This is a genomic window from Prevotella sp., assembly GCF_036570325.1.
Classification (GTDB): Bacteria; Bacteroidota; Bacteroidia; order Bacteroidales; family Bacteroidaceae; genus Prevotella.
In genome coordinates this window covers 201,816-217,372 of sequence record NZ_DATCYK010000056.1, presented here as the reverse complement: position 1 = coordinate 217,372, position 15,557 = coordinate 201,816, and the positions used below count along the sequence as shown (strand labels likewise).

The 15,557-nt window shown below is 43.9% G+C and carries 12 protein-coding genes; 11 read left to right on the top strand and 1 reads right to left on the bottom strand.

Annotated features, from left to right (window positions below; all coding sequences use genetic code 11):
• Nucleotides 1-454 precede the first annotated feature (454 nt).
• The gene (locus tag VIR50_RS04920; protein WP_331934023.1) at nt 455-1,744 is read right to left on the bottom strand and encodes a sialidase family protein; all 1,290 of its coding nucleotides are present in this window, start codon (nt 1,742-1,744) and stop codon (nt 455-457) included.
• Between the two features lie 512 nt (nt 1,745-2,256).
• Between VIR50_RS04920 and VIR50_RS04915 the strand changes: the two genes are divergently transcribed.
• The 11 genes from VIR50_RS04915 to VIR50_RS04870 all read left to right on the top strand — a co-directional run bounded on the left by VIR50_RS04915 (nt 2,257) and on the right by VIR50_RS04870 (nt 15,502).
• Nucleotides 2,257-2,826, top strand: a complete 570-nt coding sequence (locus VIR50_RS04915; RefSeq protein WP_331934022.1) for a UpxY family transcription antiterminator — start codon at nt 2,257-2,259, stop codon at nt 2,824-2,826.
• A gap of 139 nt (nt 2,827-2,965) precedes the next feature.
• Nucleotides 2,966-4,891, top strand: a complete 1,926-nt coding sequence (locus VIR50_RS04910; RefSeq protein WP_331934021.1) for a polysaccharide biosynthesis protein — start codon at nt 2,966-2,968, stop codon at nt 4,889-4,891.
• Between the two features lie 268 nt (nt 4,892-5,159).
• Nucleotides 5,160-6,362, top strand: coding sequence for a GDP-L-fucose synthase family protein (locus tag VIR50_RS04905; RefSeq protein WP_331934020.1), 1,203 nt, complete (start codon nt 5,160-5,162; stop codon nt 6,360-6,362).
• A 36-nt stretch (nt 6,363-6,398) separates the two neighbouring features.
• Entirely contained in the window at nt 6,399-7,493 is a 1,095-nt protein-coding gene (gene gmd, locus VIR50_RS04900) for a GDP-mannose 4,6-dehydratase (RefSeq protein ID WP_331934019.1), read from the top strand.
• Between the two features lie 266 nt (nt 7,494-7,759).
• The gene (locus tag VIR50_RS04895; RefSeq protein ID WP_331934018.1) at nt 7,760-9,148 is read left to right on the top strand and encodes a UDP binding domain-containing protein; all 1,389 of its coding nucleotides are present in this window, start codon (nt 7,760-7,762) and stop codon (nt 9,146-9,148) included.
• Nucleotides 9,149-9,785: 637 nt separating this feature from the next.
• Nucleotides 9,786-9,962 carry a protein kinase domain-containing protein gene (locus VIR50_RS12395; protein ID WP_414703535.1) on the top strand — a complete coding sequence of 59 codons (177 nt, stop codon included), beginning with the start codon at nt 9,786-9,788 and terminating at the stop codon, nt 9,960-9,962.
• Between the two features lie 1,106 nt (nt 9,963-11,068).
• Nucleotides 11,069-12,136: an NAD-dependent epimerase/dehydratase family protein gene (locus VIR50_RS04890; RefSeq protein ID WP_331934017.1), complete on the top strand. Its 1,068-nt coding sequence runs from the start codon at nt 11,069-11,071 to the stop codon at nt 12,134-12,136.
• 19 nt (nt 12,137-12,155) lie between these two features.
• Nucleotides 12,156-12,383 carry a sugar phosphate nucleotidyltransferase gene (locus VIR50_RS04885; protein ID WP_331934016.1) on the top strand — a complete coding sequence of 76 codons (228 nt, stop codon included), beginning with the start codon at nt 12,156-12,158 and terminating at the stop codon, nt 12,381-12,383.
• A gap of 4 nt (nt 12,384-12,387) precedes the next feature.
• Nucleotides 12,388-12,888, top strand: coding sequence for a sugar phosphate nucleotidyltransferase (locus tag VIR50_RS04880; RefSeq protein WP_331934015.1), 501 nt, complete (start codon nt 12,388-12,390; stop codon nt 12,886-12,888).
• A gap of 46 nt (nt 12,889-12,934) precedes the next feature.
• Nucleotides 12,935-14,083 (top strand): GHMP family kinase ATP-binding protein, encoded by a 1,149-nt coding sequence (locus tag VIR50_RS04875; protein WP_331934014.1) that lies wholly within the window; start codon nt 12,935-12,937, stop codon nt 14,081-14,083.
• Nucleotides 14,084-14,104: 21 nt separating this feature from the next.
• Nucleotides 14,105-15,502: a UDP binding domain-containing protein gene (locus VIR50_RS04870; RefSeq protein WP_331934013.1), complete on the top strand. Its 1,398-nt coding sequence runs from the start codon at nt 14,105-14,107 to the stop codon at nt 15,500-15,502.
• Nucleotides 15,503-15,557 lie beyond the last annotated feature (55 nt).

Below are 15,557 nucleotides of genomic sequence, written 5' to 3'. Positions count from 1 at the left end.
TTTCACCCCGCCAAAGCAGGCTTCTTACTGCCTAAAAAGCCTGCTTCGCCCACCCCATTTGCCCAAAATCATGCGGCCAAAGCATAGCTATTACCTCGCCACAAAGCTGCTTTCATTTCCCTAAAAAATCACAAGTCATTGATTTACAACGGAATATAAAAACACGAAAAGTCGCGTTATTTTCAACCAAGAATATTCTGTTTGAAAATAACGCGACCATGAATGACCTTTTGTAAAAGTATTTCGCACTTGGCAAAGGCTTAACAATTTGGGCGAAAAGTAGCTGACATGCCATGTTATTTCATCACATGACACATTGATCTAATCACCCGATAAGACAGCAAAGTCTCCACCTCATCATGCCTTCTCATCGAGCTTTCAGAAACTGTTTCTCGCTTTTTAGACAGAAAGCTCTCGTTTCACGGGCAACGTTCCGCCCCATAACATCAAAGAGTTAACGCAGTTTGAACGCGCCTTTGGTTATTTCTTCCACGGTCAACGATTGATAAACAATGTCGTAACCGTCCTTATAACCATTGCGCTCGTAAAGGAATCCTATCTTACGATTATCCATCAGAACCATCGTGGAGTAGCAAGACGAACCGTCGGTAAGGCGCAATCCTTTCTCCCAACCTTGTTTCCAAAACTGCGTATCCGACATATTGGCGCCCTCGGGGATGACCCGATAGAAGAAACCTACGCTGTCGCGCTTGCTGCTCAAGGGCACAGACTGCAAGGCCAAATGCACTTTTGATTTAGAAGAAACACCACGGGCAGGCACAATGAGAATCTCTCCGTTGCAGGCATTCACCTCACGTGCCGTCATGTTATCGGGCATAACCTCGCGTCCCCATTGGCCTTCGCCCTTGGCGGCGTCGGTATAAGTGAAGACATTAAACTTGCGTCCGCCATACATTTCACGGCAACTCAAGAGCACATCGCCATTGGGCAACTCCTCCACTTTCGACTCGTCTTGCGCCGTGGATGGAGCTTCCGGCCCCGCACCGCCCAACACTTGCCAGCTTCTTCCGAAATCATCGGAGTAGATAACGTAAGTACCGCAACGCTCAAGGCCTCGTTGGCGCACGGGATGGGCTATGTAAAGGCGATAGTATTTGCCCACACGCACGTAGCGGCTCTGCATGATGCGTCCCGAGGTAAGGAAGATTCCATCGGCATGACCGCTACCGGGGAGCTTGCCATCGTAAAGCCCATGGATCATCTCCGTCAGGTCGGTACCGTCATCCCAAGTCTTTCCGCCATTCTTACTGTGGAAGAACACGGCGTGCTGCGGATTGTCACGGGTAGCTCGTTGGTAGCCCATATTGCCGGCAACGCAGTGGAGAAGCACCTCGTTCGACGTGCGATCGGCTACCAAACTGGGGTCGCCATAGGCTATTCGCCGTACTTCGGTGGCATGCTCATCGCCCCGTGCCACGCAAACAGAGTCAGACCAACTGCGTCCATGGTCCTCGCTCGACTTCATTACCACGTTCACCTGATAAAGACCATTGCGATGGTTCCAACCCACATCGGCCCTATTGATCCTGAAATCGCAGGCAGCCAGCAGTTTGCCTCGCCGTGTTTGGGTGATGGCGGGAATGCGATAAGGTATGTCGCTCGTACCATTATTGAAAACAACAACCTCATTTTCGGCCGGGCGAGACTGGGCAAACGCCGAGCGTGAACACAGAGTGGAGAACCCTGCGGCCAATAAGATAGAAATCAAAAATCTGCTTTTCATCTTGTCAAAATATAATTTAGGAATTTAAAATCATGATTACCTGCGCCGTGACTTGAAGCATACAAACTGCCACCTATTTATATATAGCTGTCAACACAACCGCTCCGTTTGCCAAGCATGGGCCCAAGAACGTCAGAACCGGAATCTGAAGGCCTCTATGTTGCCGGTGGTCATCGTTCCTTTTTCGTCTTCGAGCATATCAATCTTTTGCAAAGATAGCCAAAATTATTACAGAATAGGTTGTCTGTTTCAAGAATATTACTTAACTTTGCAATTAAGGTGACTCGTATAGGGACTATCGAGAACGAGTTTCTCTCCGTGATTCCGCGTTGTCACTTTTGGTTGTTCTACAATCAATATAAAAAAATCAAGTCATTAAAGTGAGACATCATTCAACGCATACTGCGGCCGCGAAAGATGTAATCATCGCCACAAGGCACTACAATTTGTCGGGAATGAACCAAAAGGGGCATTATCGATTTACCCCGAAATTATCCAAAAAGTAAAAGGTAGTGACATTTTCTTCTACAGAAACACATTGGTTTCTAATCTCTCCCAATTATCGCCGGGAACTCAAAATCAAACAATATTTTGAACAAAAGGGGCTTGAATGTTTCATCCCCATGCACCGCACATACCGCATCATCGCGGGAGAGAAACGATTGGTAGAAGTTCCCGTCATCGCCAACTACTTATTTGTAAAATCTACTTACGACAACCTGAAATCAGAAAAACAAGCCCTTGAACTGCTGGGCATGCCCTTCAAATTCAGAATGGATACCATGCAGCGCCGGCAGCCCCTTGTTATTGACGCCCAACTGATGGAAAACTTCATTGCCGTTTGTCAGAACCAATTTAGTAAATTTGTGGATTGCGACAAACAAGCAGACATCAAGAAGGGCGATCTCGTAGAAATTTTATCCGGTCCTTTCGCAGGCATACAAGGCTACTACGCCCGTCCTTTTAAGGACAAATGTGTCGTGGTCTTAATCGAAAACATTGCCGCCGTCTGCACGACTTACATCCCACAAAAGGCACTCAGAGTGCTGAAGAGGCATGGAGATGAGGACACGACTGCCTAACGGGCCTATGACTGACTTCACATGAACACAAAGACATTTTAATATTTTCGCTCGAAAGCGGTAACGCCATTACTTTTAAACGATGACAAACCGCCCACAGCATTTTTTTTAAGAGTTATAAAGAAATTTAAAGAGTTAAATGAACATGATCCGAAAAATCTGTAATTGGTACTTCTCTAAGGGCGCACTCCCCTATTGGTGTATTCTTTTTCTTGATTGCGCAGCCGTATTTATTTCGGGACTTGCGGTCTATTACTTCCGCCATGGGGGCATGGATTTGGTACAACATTTCGCGCAAGTAGCCCTTGGACTTATCGTCAGCCTCACCATATACATCCTTTTCTTCTTCGCGTTCCATACGTTCCGTGGTGTCATGAGATACGCCTCGTTCGTTGATTTGCATAACGTAGTCTATTCCAATGCCGCAGCAGGCGTAGGCGTGTGTGCGCTCCACCAAGCAGAGGTGCACTTGGGATTGTCGAAATATCTGTTCATCCCCGGTGTTGAAAACGCCATCCTGATATTTATCACCTCAACCATGATTATGTGGTGGGTCCGGGTTCTTGCCCGCTCTCTTCATGACATATACCGTGGAGCCGACAATATTCATAAGATATTTGTCTATGGCTGTATGCAGGGAGGTATAGCCCTCGCGAAGAGTATCCGTGATGATTCGTCCAATTATAGGTTGGGTGGTTTCGTTTCTGACGACAAGTCGTTGAACGGTTCGTGGCTGTTAGGCGTGCAGGTTTACTATGACGATGATAACCTTGTGGACCTCATGCTGGAAAAACGAGTAAAGGCCATGCTCATATCACCGCTTATGGCCGACCATTTTACCAAACGCACAACGCTCATTGACGCCCTCATCAAGGCCAAAATTAAAATCCTCATGATGCCAAGCGCCGAGGAATGGGATGGTAAATCGGATTTATCCCATCATCAATTGCGCGAGGTCGAAATTGAAGACCTCCTTCCTCGCGAGAAAATTGAGGTCGACATGGTTGCCATTGGTGCCATGCTAAGGGGCAAACGTATTCTTATTACCGGTGCGGCGGGTAGTATCGGCTCTGAAATGGCACGTCAAGTAGCGAAGTTCAGTCCGAAAGAACTGATTTTGATTGACCAAGCAGAGACGCCGATGCACGACATCCGCCGCTACATGGACCGCAATCATGCCAATCTGAAAGAATGGACCATCGTTGGGTCTATCACCAATCAGCAGCACATGGAGGAGATATTCCAAGAGCACAAGCCCGAGTATGTATTCCATGCGGCGGCCTACAAGCATGTGCCTATGATGGAGGACAACCCTGCGATAGCCGTACAAAACAATATTTATGGTACCCGTGTCATTGCGGATTTGGCCGTTAAATATGGAACAAAGAAGTTCGTGATGATCTCTACCGACAAAGCTGTCAACCCAACTAACGTCATGGGCTGCTCAAAACGTATCTGCGAGATATATTGCCAAGCGCTCAATAACCACTTATGGGAAGAAACTCAAAATACCGGAAAGCCCTCTACCCAATTCATTACAACCCGTTTTGGCAACGTATTAGGTTCTAACGGTTCGGTTATTCCTATCTTCAAAGAGCAGATTAAAAAGGGAGGCCCCGTAATGGTGACCCACCCCGACATTATCCGTTTCTTCATGTTGATTCCCGAGGCCTGCCGTTTGGTATTAGAAGCCGGCACCATGGGCAAGGGTGGTGAAATCTTTATATTCGATATGGGCGAGCCTGTCAAGATCGTAGATTTGGCGCAACGCATGATCAACCTCTCGGGAGCAAAGAACATAGAGATTAAGTTCTCCGGCCTCCGCGACGGCGAGAAGCTCTACGAAGAAGTCCTCAATGACGAGGAACTCTCGAAACCTACCACCAATCCCAAGATAAAGATTGCCGCCGTCCGCGAATATCCTTACGACCTCGCCTGCCAAAACGAGAAAGAACTCTACGAACTCTCCTTCTCCTTCAACGAGATGGAAATCGTTAAAAAAATGAAGGAGATCGTGCCGGAGTATAAGAGTGAACATAGCAAGTATGAGGAGTTAGACAAATAATACTGTTTAACCACACAGTCATCATACTGCTTATTCAGCGATATTTTAAATGAATAAAGAGACTAAGTCCCATACAGTATAACACAACGGATTTGTAGGCTCAACAATTTGGAATAAGCTCTAAGCCCGTAACTACAATAATGTAATAAAACGTTCTCACAAGGATCATACCCTTTTTGCTCTTTTGTGATGTTCAACACTCTACTTATAGGGTTTAAATCCTTAACGAGCGACTTTAAAAAGCCAAACAAGAAAAGATATAGAGATTATGGATAAGGATTCAAAAATTTATATTGCCGGACACAATGGATTAGTTGGGTCAGCCATTTGGAACAATCTCAAGGCCCGTGGTTACAATAACCTTGTAGGTCGTTCTCATAAGGAACTGGACCTCACCGATCAGTATGCTGTCAAGCAATTCTTCGAGGAAGAACGTCCCGATGCGGTAGTACTTGCTGCAGCTTTCGTAGGCGGTATTATGGCTAATAGTCTCTATCGAGCCGACTTCATGATGATGAACATGAAGATTCAGTGCAATGTAATCAGCGAGGCATTCTCTCATGGAGTTGAGAAGTTACTCTTTTTAGGCTCTACTTGTATCTACCCCAAGAATGCGCCACAACCGATGAAAGAGGACTACCTCCTTACCTCAGAATTAGAATATACCAACGAAGAGTATGCCATTGCCAAGATTGCAGGATTGAAAATGTGCGAAAGCTACAATCTCCAATATGGTACTAACTATATTGCAGTTATGCCAACGAACCTATATGGTCCAAACGACAACTTCCACTTGGAGAACTCTCACGTTATGCCTGCCATGATGCGCAAGATTTTCTTAGCAAAGCTCCTTCACGACAGAGACTGGGATATGATTCGCAAGGACCTCTCCATTCGTCCCGTTGGAGCTAATCTGACCGAGAACAAAAAAATAGTACATTACACCATAGACGGTAGTAGCGAACAGACTCTCATTGAAAAAATCCTTGCATTCTACGGCATCGAAAATAACAAAGTTACTCTTTGGGGGACAGGCAAGCCACTCCGCGAATTTCTTTGGAGCGAAGATATGGCAGATGCTTCGGTTCATGCCCTTTTGAACGTAAATTTCTCCGACATCATTGGTATCAAAAAGTATTCATCTGTCCACTATGGTGTTGCAGCCGACGGAGTTGTTGATCGTAACCACAATACAAGTCGAGGTGGAGCTATCCCCAGCCTTGGTGAAATACGAAACTGCCATATCAATGTTGGTACAGGTAAGGAAGTCACTATCCGTGAGCTCTCAGAGTTAGTTGTTAAGGCTGTTGGTTTCGAAGGAATTGTAGAATTCGACACCACCAAGCCAGACGGCACAATGCGCAAACTCATTGATGTCAGCAAACTTCACTCTCTCGGCTGGAGTCATAAGGTAGAGATAGAAGACGGGGTCCAGAAATTATTTGAATGGTACAAGCAGTCGTTAGCATAATTATATATAAACAAAATATAACCTATTAGAGATCTTATGAAAAAAAATATTGCACTTATCACAGGCGTTACCGGACAAGATGGTAGCTACCTCTCCGAATTTCTGCTTGCTAAAAACTATGAAGTTCATGGCATTATCCGCCGCTCATCAGTAGATTATCGGGAACGTATCGCCCACTTAGAGGGGCAACCTAATTTTCACTTGCATTATGCAGACCTTACAGACTCAATGTCATTAGTGAAACTCGTGGGAAAGGTTCAACCTACAGAAATCTACAACCTTGCTGCTCAATCCCATGTACAGGTTTCATTTGATGCTCCTGAATTCACTGCAGACGTGGATGCTGTAGGCGTACTCCGTGTATTAGAAGCAGTGCGTACAAACCACTTGGAAGCCACTTGCAAGATCTATCAGGCCTCTACATCAGAGCTGTATGGCAAGGTTGAGGAAGTTCCTCAGAATGAGAAGACACCTTTCCACCCATATTCACCATACGCAGTAGCAAAGCTCTATGGCTATTGGATCATCAAGGAGTATCGGGAGGCATACAACATGTTCTGCTGCTCAGGAATCCTCTTCAACCACGAGTCAGAACGCCGTGGCGAAACTTTCGTAACTCGCAAAATCACCCTTGCTGCAGCCCGCATTGCTCAGGCCAAGCAGGATTGCCTTTACCTTGGCAACCTCGATTCTCTTCGTGATTGGGGTTATGCCAAGGACTATGTTGAATGTATGTGGCTCATCCTACAGCACGACCGACCAGAAGACTTCGTCATTGCAACAGGTGTGCAGCACACAGTACGCGAGTTCGCAACTCTCGCATTCCATCATGCAGGCATTGAACTTGAGTGGAAAGGAGAAGGTGTTGATGAAAAGGGTTATGATAAAACAACTGGTAAGTGTGTAGTTGCCGTCAGCGAGGACTTCTATCGTCCAACTGATGTAGTCAACCTTTGGGGTGACCCAACGAAGGCGAAGAACGAACTCGGTTGGAACCCACAAACTACTTCATTCGAACAACTCGTAGAAATCATGGTACGTCACGACATGCAGAAGGTTGCAGCCGACCATGTAGCTGGTGTAATGCGAACCAACCTTGCAGAATACCTTGAGAAAGGGCTCGTAAAGTAAAAGTTAAAGCTATCAAGAAGGCACATAGAGTGAAGGCAAACGACTCTAATTCCTAAGTAATGTATGTAGAAATTATTGGGAATATATTCCATTGAAGCACTAATCTATATAAAGTAAACAGAAGGTGTGCAGAACTTGTTCTAATAAAAATCCTCGCATAGGCAAGTGTTCGATTAAATCGACAGAGTGTCAGGCTTCAGCCTTATAAAAGTTACATTCTTCGTAAAGTACGTCCTTCTTCTTTTCTTGATAAAAAAGAAAATACTATGAGAAAGTTTGAAGATTTACAGATTGCCGTTGCTGGCACAGGCTATGTTGGCTTGTCTATTGCAACTTTGTTGGCGCAACACCACAAGGTTACAGCAGTAGATGTTATTCCTGAAAAGGTTGAAAAGATTAATAATCGTATCAGCCCCATTCAGGACGAGTATATTGAAAAGTTCTTTGCAGAAAAAGAGTTGAATCTTACAGCTACTCTTGATGGAGCTTCTGCATACAAGGATGCAGATTACGTAGTCATTGCTGCTCCTACCAACTATGATCCTGTAAAGAACTTCTTCGACACACACCATATTGAAGATGTCATTACTCTTGTTCTCGAGGTAAATCCTGAGGCAACAATGATTATAAAGTCAACCATCCCTGTAGGCTACTGCCGTTCTCTTTATGTAAAGTACGCAGAGAAGTTTAAATCAATGCCAGCACTTGCTGATGGTAAGCGTCGCGAGTTCCGTCTTCTTTTCTCCCCAGAGTTCCTTCGTGAATCAAAGGCTCTCTATGATAATTTGCACCCTTCTCGTATCATCGTAGGTTATCCTAAGATAATGAATGCAGAATGGAAAGAAGAAAATGAGGCAATCCGCCTGATCCAAGGTAATCACATGAAGGAATCTGCAGAAATCTTCTCGAAACTTCTTGTTGAAGGTGCAGAGGGACCATCAGCAGATAACCCTATCATGGAACAGTATGCTTCTACCAAGAACATTCCTGTTCTTTTTATGGGCTTAAAGGAAGCAGAGGCAGTAAAGCTCTTTGCTAACACATACCTTGCTCTCCGCGTTTCATACTTTAATGAGCTGGATACTTACAGTGAAATGAAAGGTCTTGATACAGCTTCTATCATCAATGGTATAGGCCTTGATCCACGTATCGGTACACACTACAACAACCCTTCTTTCGGCTACGGAGGCTACTGTCTGCCTAAGGACACTAAGCAACTACTTGCAAATTACGAGTCAGTACCACAAAATATGATGTCAGCTATCGTCGAGTCAAATCGAACTCGTAAGGATTATATCGCTGATGCTGTTCTCCGCAAGGCAGGGTGGTACGACTATTCAACTAACAACCAGTATGTTGGTAACAAGAAACAAGTTACTATAGGTGTCTTCCGTCTAACTATGAAATCCAACTCAGATAACTTCCGTCAATCTGCAATTCAGGGCATTATTAAGCGTGTTAAGGCAAAAGGCGCTAATGTTATCATCTACGAGCCAACACTTCAGGATGGAGAAACTTTCTTCGGTTCGCTCGTAATCAACAATCTTACGAATTTTAAGGCTCTTTCGAATGCTATTATCGCAAATCGTTTCGATGAATGTCTTGCTGATATAGAAGAAAAGGTTTATACACGCGATATTTTTAGACGCGATTAAAAATATAATTATAGAAGGAAAAGAATTGATAAATTCATTGCCAGAGAAATAAAATCTCAGAAAGTCTCAAAAGTCGGTAGTACAGAATCTTTTTATAATAAGATATACGCAGTTTCTGCTATCTACCACAAAGCTATTGTAGCAAAGGATCAAGAACAGAACAACAGCATTAAGGCATATTGCTTTAATATAGCCAACATTTTAGATGGAATGGGATGTCAAGATGGCTTAAATATTTATGATACTATCTTTAGTGATTACGATGAAGATTATGTTAGCTCTCATTATAAACCACTCACCAAGGAGCAACAAGACTTCTTATCTTCTTTAGGTCTTTGATTCAAATTGATCATGAATTTTGGAGAGTATTCTACAGTAGAACAAATCGATAATGGTGCTTCCGGTATAGTGTATAAAGCTGATAAAACGGCGTATTATATCCCCCTAAATCTTGTACACGATATAACGAAGAATCACGCAGGCGCTTTGTTCACAAGTTTAGATTTGCAAACACCCTTAATCATCCAAATATAGTCAAGGTGTTTGAATGTGACATAAATCATACAACTCCATATTTTCCCATGGAATTCTGTGACAGCTCTATCGATAAAATACTGCCTAATCTTTCATTTAAGGGATAGGTGCAACCATCCATGACGTATGCAAAGGTGTCAAAGTCCTTCACGATTCGAATATTTTACATCAGAGTATAAAGCCATACAATATACTTATCAAGAATGGCACTATTAAAGTGTCTGAATTCTGTTTTGTTGTTACAGCTCATGATAGCACTTCTCTTATATCGTCGAATTGAGTTATAGGGACTCAAGAATAATAGCTTCAGAGTTTTTTTGTAATGGAGCTCATTATTCAACAGTATGTGGTGGAATGCGAATTGTTATTTTTTCGAGCAGCGTGACCGCTGCTTAATGTGCAGAAATTGAGGATGTTCAAAGCGAATGAAGGGAAATGATGTGAGTAACGAAGTCACAAAATAGATACAGAATTTGTAGGATGTTACGCTCTATGAACTATCTGGCGACAGGCATGAAGAGTGTGCAGAGTTCAGAAACGTGATTTTTAACATCCATGAGCCATGAAAATGATATTTTGAGGTAGCAAAAAACAACGTATCTCGAATGAAACGTGTGTTTTTTTGCTACCTCGCGTTTAATAAGTATGCCTTTCTTTGATTTTGTGCTTATGTGCCGACGTATTTTGTTACAGAGCATTATAAATTAACGATTTGCATTTAAGATAGTAAAATATTACGGTATTAGTAATGTATTAAGGCTAGTATTTTATTATCCATTAGAATGAGAATTGTTACTTTTACGAGCCGCGTGAACGCTGCTTAGTGACTTGAAAATGAGGATGTTCGGAGTAAGTGAAGGGAAACAGTGCGAGTAACGAAGTCATAAAATAGATACAGAATTTGCAGAATGTTATGCTTTATGACCTATATGTAGGCTGACATGAAGGGTGCGAAGAACTCATGAACGTGTTTTTTTCACTTCCCTGAGCCATGAAAAAGAGATTTTGAGGAGCAGAAAACAGTGGATTTCGATGAAAAAGTACATTTTCTGCTTTTCTAAATTCTCTACAGGTGTACTTCTGATGTATTTGCGCTTACGTGCCGACATATTTTGTTACGGAGCATTATAAATAATCCATTTGACGCAAATGGTAGTAAATTATTACGATCTATACAATAATGGAATAGTAGTATTTTATTACGATGTGTAAAATTAAAGATAAATCAATTGATATGCCAGTTTGGGTTTTCAATTACGCTTTTCTATGGTAGTCAACATTAGTTGGTAAGGTTATTCGACCGCAAGGGCACTCATCAAGCTAAAGCAGTCGAATCCTTGCTAAGCGACTAAATCTAAATAAAACTGACCCTAAAGTAATTTTGATATGGTAAACTTCAATGTAAATTTGGAAGGAAAGACAGTGCTTATTACGGGTGCTGCTGGATTCATTGGTTCAAACCTCGTGAAGCGTTTGTTTCATGATGTGAAAAATATAAAGGTCATAGGACTCGACTCAATCACCGACTATTATGATGTCAACATCAAATACGAGCGTCTTCAGGAGATTGAGGCTCTCAATAGAGACTGGGTATTTGTCAAGGAAAATCTAGCCAACAAAGAGGCAATCGATAAGCTGTTTGAAGAGTATAAGCCAGCTGTTGTAGTCAATCTTGCTGCTCAGGCAGGTGTTCGTTATTCGATTACCAATCCAGGCTCATATATCGAGAGCAATCTAATTGGTTTCTATAACATCCTTGAGGCGTGCCGCAATCACGAGGTTGAGCATCTCGTCTATGCCTCGTCAAGTTCAGTATATGGCTCCAACATGAAAGTGCCATACAGCACAGATGACAAGGTTGATAATCCTATCTCTCTTTATGCGGCAACCAAGAAAAGCAACGAGTTGATGGCACACGCCTACTCAAAGCTCTATAATATCCCTTCTACTGGTTTGAGATTCTTCACAGTCTATGGTCCTGCCGGTCGTCCAGATATGGCATACTTCGGATTCACGAACAAGCTCCGTGAAGGTAAGACCATCCAGATCTTCAACTATGGAAACTGTAAGCGAGACTTCACCTTTGTCGATGACATTGTAGAGGGTGTAGTTCGTGTAATGCAGCACGCACCAGAGAAGCAGACGGGTGAAGATGGACTTCCTGTACCACCGTACAAGGTATATAACATCGGCAACTCTGCACCAGAGAACCTGCTCGACTTCGTGACCATCCTTCAGGAAGAACTCATCGCCGCCAAGGTACTTCCACAAGATTACGACTTTGAATCACACAAAGAGCTTGTACCAATGCAGGCCGGAGACGTGCCAGTAACCTTTGCTGACACTACTCCACTTGAGGAAGACTTCGGCTTCCGACCATCGACTCCATTGAGAGATGGCTTGCGTGCTTTCGCCCTGTGGTATGCTAAGTATTACGGAACTTGTAACGAATAAAGAACTCTAAACAATCCCGATGAAGAATATCGTAATAGCAGCAGGCTATGCTACCCGTCTAGGTGAGCTGACCTCCAACTTTCCTAAACCTCTCCTCAAGATAGGCAATAAGTCTATCCTTAAGCGAATGCTTAACGACATAGATCAGATTCCAGAGATTACGGAACATGTTATTATCAGCATTCGCTCACCATTTTCAAGAGTGGTCAAAAGAGATGCACTATCAGAAGCCTATTACCATCATTAATGATATGACAGAGACTAATGACACCCATCTTGGTGCTGTCTGTGATCTTCTCTTTGCCATAGATTGTTTGGAGAAGAGGGAAATTGTAAATGGTAAATCGTCAAATGGTAAATGGTCTGATGATATGTTGGTGGTCGCAGCAGATAACCTCCTGTTCTTCTCATTCTCGGAGTTCGTGAAATTTGCAAAGGCAAAGAACAGTTCATGTATCATGCGCCACTATCAACCATCCGTTGAGAAGCTCCAGCGTACAGGTGTAGTTGTGCTCGATGAGAGTGATAAGGTTCTCAATATGGAAGAGAAGCCACAGGAGCCAAAGAGCAACTGGGCAGTACCACCATTCTACATTTATCTCAAGAAAGACCTTGACCTTGTTCGTCATTCGGTAAAGAACGGGTGTGGTAAGGATGCCCCAGGCAACCTCGCTCACTATATGGTCGATAACACCACCATGTATGCCTGGGAGATGAAGCGCACCGATGGTGATCCGAACGAGCCAATCTGATTCGACATCGGCAGTCTTGACACTTACAAAGAAGCATGTGAACGTTATGGAAAATAATTATCAGTATCATATCTTTTCGCCCTATCGAGTTTGTCCATTAGGTGCTCACGTAGATCATCAACACGGTCTCGTTACCGGCTTTGCCATCAACAAAGGCGTTGACCTGTGGTTCAACGTTCGTGAAGATTCAGCAGTCAATCTCAGCAGTCTCAGCTTTGAGGGTGAAGTCCACTTCGATCTTGCAAAACGCTCAGAGGTAAAAGAGAAGCACTGGGGTGACTATGCTCGTGGAGCCAAGTACGCCCTCAAGAAACGCTTTGAACTAAGTCATGGTATCGATGGCGTACTCCAGGGTTCATTCCCAGTAGGCGGCTTGTCTTCATCTGCTGCCGTTCTCATTGCTTACGTTATGGCATTTGCCAAAGCCAATGGTATCATGCTTCAGCCCTTCGAGGTTGTTCAGATTGCATCTGAAGCTGAGCGTGAATACATTGGTCTCAACAATGGTCTTCTTGATCAGGCTTGTATTGCGCTTGGCAAGAAGGACGGTCTGCTTTTCCTCGATTGTGATAGCAACGAGTGGCGTATCATCAAGCGCAATCCATCGATGCCAGAGTTTGAGATCGGTATCTTCTTCAGTGGCTTGACCCGCTCGCTTGTCAACTCTGATTATAACCTCCGTGTGTATGAGTGCAAGACGGCTGCATGGTGTATGCTCGCCTATCAGAATGCACCCCTCAAGACCTTTGATAAGACCTTCCTTCGCGACATCCCCAAGGAAACCTTCGATAGCACACGCGACATGATGCCACTTCGCTTTGCCAAACGAGCAGAACACTTCTATAGTGAGTACAGACGTGTGCGTCAAGGTGTGACTGCATGGGAAACTGGTAACCTACAGCTCTTCGGAAAACTCTCGTTCGACTCTTGCGAATCCAGCATACACAACTATGAGTGCGGTTCGCCCGAACTCATTAGTATCTACAACATCATGCGTCCTCTGCAAGGCGTTTACGGAGGCCGCTTTTCGGGTGCAGGTTTCAAAGGTGCAGTAATTGCACTTGTTGATCCAGCATACAAGCAAGAGATTGAGGACACCTTGACACGCGAATACTTGGCTCAGTATCCAGAATACGAGCAAACCTTCAAGGTCTTCTGGGTAAAGCCTGATGATGGTGCAAGATTTGTTGATTGAAAATAAATTGCAAAAAGAAATATGAGAAAATTTGATAATTTAAAAGTCGCTGTAGCCGGAACGGGTTACGTCGGTTTAAGTATCGCTACACTTCTTGCTCAGAAGCATGAAGTAGTTGCTGTTGATGTGATTTCAGAAAAGGTGGAGAATATAAACAATCGTATTTCACCTATCCAGGATGATTATATCGAAAAGTATCTAGCTGATCCCAATATTATCCCATGCGTTGGCAATGAATCATCGCCCTTTAAGGGAGATAAGAGAGGGTCTCTTAAGGCAACTCTTGATGGCGCAAGCGCTTACAAAGATGCAGACTTTGTTGTCATCGCAGCTCCTACAAACTATGACCCTGTAAAGAATTTCTTTGATACTCATCATATTGAGGATGTGATTGACCTTGTGCTGAGTGTGAACCCAGATGCCGTAATGGTCATCAAGTCCACCATTCCTGTAGGTTACACCCGTTCTCTCTATGTGAAGTATGCATTGAAATTCTTGACTGATCCAGCTTTGAAGAGAAAGCATTTCAACCTCCTTTTCTCACCAGAGTTCCTTCGCGAGTCAAAGGCATTGGAAGACAACCTCTGGCCTTCGCGTATCATCGTGGGCTACCCAAAGATTCTGCCTACAGGAGAAGAAAAGAAATGGGAAGAGGAGAATGCAGCTGTCAATGCCATCGGCAATCCTCAGGCAGAAGAATTTGCAAAGACTTTTGCAGGTCTTCTTCAGGAAGGTGCTATCAAAGAGAATATTGATACCCTTTTCATGGGCATGAAGGAGGCAGAGGCTGTGAAGCTCTTTGCCAACACATATCTTGCCCTTCGCGTCTCATACTTCAACGAACTCGACACCTATGCAGAAGTCAAGGGTCTCGATCCACAAGCCATTATCAATGGTATTGGTTTGGATCCTCGTATCGGTACCCACTACAACAACCCATCCTTTGGCTATGGCGGCTACTGTTTGCCTAAGGACACAAAGCAGTTGCTCGCCAACTATCAGGACGTACCACAGAATATGATGACGGCTATTGTTGAAAGCAACAAGACTCGCAAGGACTTCATTGCTGACCAAGTGCTGAAGATGGCAGGCTACTATTCAGAGAACGGTCAGTACGAATCCGGCAAGGAAAAGGAAGTTGTTGTGGGCGTTTATCGCCTCACAATGAAGGCAAATTCAGACAACTTCCGTCAGTCTGCAATCCAAGGTATCATGAAGCGAATTAAGGCTAAGGGGGCACAGGTGATTATCTATGAGCCAACCCTCCCTGATGGCGACACCTTCTTTGGCAGTAAGGTGGTAAACGACCTTGCCGCATTCAAGGTTCAGAGTCAAGCCATCATCGCTAACCGTTATGACAGCTGTCTGGATGATGTAGGGAATAAAGTATATACAAGAGATTTGTTTAGAAGAGACTAAAAGAAATGCAGTCAGATGCACTTGCAGAGCTGGTGACTTCAGCAAGTGATTGTGA

Coding starts and splice junctions, on each gene's coding strand:
- VIR50_RS04920 (WP_331934023.1), bottom strand. CDS start 1,744: ATGAAAAGCAGATTTTTGATTTCTATCTTATTGGCCGCAGGGTTCTCC.
- VIR50_RS04910 (WP_331934021.1), top strand. CDS start 2,966: ATGAACATGATCCGAAAAATCTGTAATTGGTACTTCTCTAAGGGCGCA.
- VIR50_RS04905 (WP_331934020.1), top strand. CDS start 5,160: ATGGATAAGGATTCAAAAATTTATATTGCCGGACACAATGGATTAGTT.
- gmd (WP_331934019.1), top strand. CDS start 6,399: ATGAAAAAAAATATTGCACTTATCACAGGCGTTACCGGACAAGATGGT.
- VIR50_RS04895 (WP_331934018.1), top strand. CDS start 7,760: ATGAGAAAGTTTGAAGATTTACAGATTGCCGTTGCTGGCACAGGCTAT.
- VIR50_RS04890 (WP_331934017.1), top strand. CDS start 11,069: ATGGTAAACTTCAATGTAAATTTGGAAGGAAAGACAGTGCTTATTACG.
- VIR50_RS04885 (WP_331934016.1), top strand. CDS start 12,156: ATGAAGAATATCGTAATAGCAGCAGGCTATGCTACCCGTCTAGGTGAG.
- VIR50_RS04880 (WP_331934015.1), top strand. CDS start 12,388: ATGACAGAGACTAATGACACCCATCTTGGTGCTGTCTGTGATCTTCTC.
- VIR50_RS04875 (WP_331934014.1), top strand. CDS start 12,935: ATGGAAAATAATTATCAGTATCATATCTTTTCGCCCTATCGAGTTTGT.
- VIR50_RS04870 (WP_331934013.1), top strand. CDS start 14,105: ATGAGAAAATTTGATAATTTAAAAGTCGCTGTAGCCGGAACGGGTTAC.